The 1,669-nt window shown below is 62.1% G+C and carries 3 protein-coding genes; 1 reads left to right on the plus strand and 2 read right to left on the minus strand.

Annotated features, from left to right (window positions below):
- Together EGI20_RS18395 and tsaE are read right to left on the minus strand one after the other, a co-directional pair.
- A partial coding sequence (locus EGI20_RS18395) for an AMIN domain-containing protein (RefSeq protein ID WP_498633138.1) occupies positions 1 to 274 on the minus strand: 274 nt, incomplete at its 3' end.
- Positions 250 to 720: a tRNA (adenosine(37)-N6)-threonylcarbamoyltransferase complex ATPase subunit type 1 TsaE gene (gene tsaE, locus EGI20_RS18400; RefSeq protein ID WP_498630575.1), complete on the minus strand. Its 471-nt coding sequence runs from the start codon at positions 718 to 720 to the stop codon at positions 250 to 252. The genes EGI20_RS18395 and tsaE, both read right to left, overlap by 25 nt.
- Positions 721 to 739: 19 nt before the next feature.
- Here tsaE and queG point away from each other — a divergent pair.
- Positions 740 to 1,669: tRNA epoxyqueuosine(34) reductase QueG (queG, locus tag EGI20_RS18405; protein WP_498633140.1), on the plus strand; the 930-nt coding region annotated here is incomplete at its 3' end.

Below are 1,669 nucleotides of genomic sequence, written 5' to 3' on the forward strand. Positions count from 1 at the left end.
TGATCTGGCTATTGATGCCGGTCAAGAGCGCGTTGAGCGTCACCCCTTCCAGGTCCACCACCAGGCGCGCCGGATTGCTCAGGCTGAACTGCTTGTAGCGCAGTGTTTCGCTGGACTCTAGCGTGATGCGGGTATAGGTGGTCGACGGCCAGATGCGCAGCGCGACGATTTGCGGTACGGCGGCAAAACCGATGCGGCTGACGGACAGCAGCCAGGTTGCCGCTGCGGCGCCGACTAGATGGCGGCGGCTTAGATCGAAAGTCGGCTCAGACATTGAATCCCTTGTGCGGCATGGGCGTGGATGCGGTAGGTGCGGCCATCATCGGCCACCGCTAGCGCTAGAGTGAGATCAGGCTGTGGCAACAGGCCTTGCGCCTTTTCCGGCCATTCGACCAGACACAGGGTATCGTGGTCGAATAGTTCGCGAAAGCCGGCATCTTCCCATTCTTCCGGATCATTGAAGCGGTACAGGTCGAAATGGTGCGCGGTCAGACTCGCCAGCGGGTAGGTCTCAACCAGCGTATAGGTCGGACTCTTGACCCGCCCCTGATGGCCTAGCCCCTGTAGCAGGCCGCGGGTCAGCGTGGTTTTGCCTGCGCCTAGGTCGCCTTCCAGAAAAATCACCATGCCCGGGATGATGGCCTGTGCCAGGCTTGCGCCCAAGCCTAATGTAGCCGCTTCATCCGGCAGGTAGCCGCTGCGGGTGCTGGTATCATCCATAACCATGACCGAGAGTAAAATGCAAAACGTGGATTATCCCGAATTGGCGGCACAAATCAAAGCATGGGCGCAAGAACTGGGCTTTGACGGCGTGCGCATCACCCGTGCAGAGCTGCCGCCCGAGGCGGCAGAGCGCCTGCAGGCCTGGCTGGATGCCGGGCACCACGGTGAAATGGATTATATGGCGCGCCATGGTCTGATGCGGGTGCGTCCGGCCGAGTTGGTGCCCGGTGCCCTGAGCGTGATCTCGGTGCGCATGAATTACTGGCCGGGCGAGGCCCGGGCGGCCGAGGCGGTACTGGCCGAACCCGGGGCAGCGTATCTGTCGCGTTATGCGCTGGGGCGCGACTATCACAAGGTCTTGCGTAAACGCCTGCAAGCGTTAAGCGAGCGGGTCAGTGCGGCGGCAGGCGCGCTGGGCGGTCGGGTGTTTACCGACAGTGCCCCGATTGCCGAGGTGGCGCTGGCGGCACAGGGGGGGCTCGGCTGGCGCGGCAAACATACCTTGTTGCTCAATCGCGAGCAGGGCTCGCTGTTTTTTCTGGGCGAGATCGTTACCGATCTGCCGCTGCCCGAAGACCATGAAGAGCCGGCGCACTGCGGCAGTTGCACGCGCTGCATCACAGCGTGTCCGACGCAGGCCATTATCGCGCCTTATCAGCTGGATGCGCGGCGTTGCATCTCTTACCTCACCATCGAACTCTCTGGTGCCATTCCCGAGGCGCTGCGCCCCCTGATCGGCAACCGGGTTTATGGCTGCGACGATTGCCAGCTGGTATGTCCGTGGAACCGCTTTGCCGTGGCGAGCCATGAGGCGGATTTTGCCGTGCGTCATGGTCTGGACGATGTGTCCCTGGTCGAATTGTTTGGCTGGAGCGAAGACGAATTCAATCAGCGCATGGCCGGCAGCCCGATCTATCGCATCGGTTACGAGCGCTGGTTGCGCAAT

The organism is Aquitalea sp. S1-19, from assembly GCF_024343515.1.

Excerpts from the sequence above, each read along its gene's own strand:
- tsaE (WP_498630575.1), bottom strand. The coding sequence starts at position 720 with ATGGATGATACCAGCACCCGCAGCGGCTACCTGCCGGATGAAGCGGCT.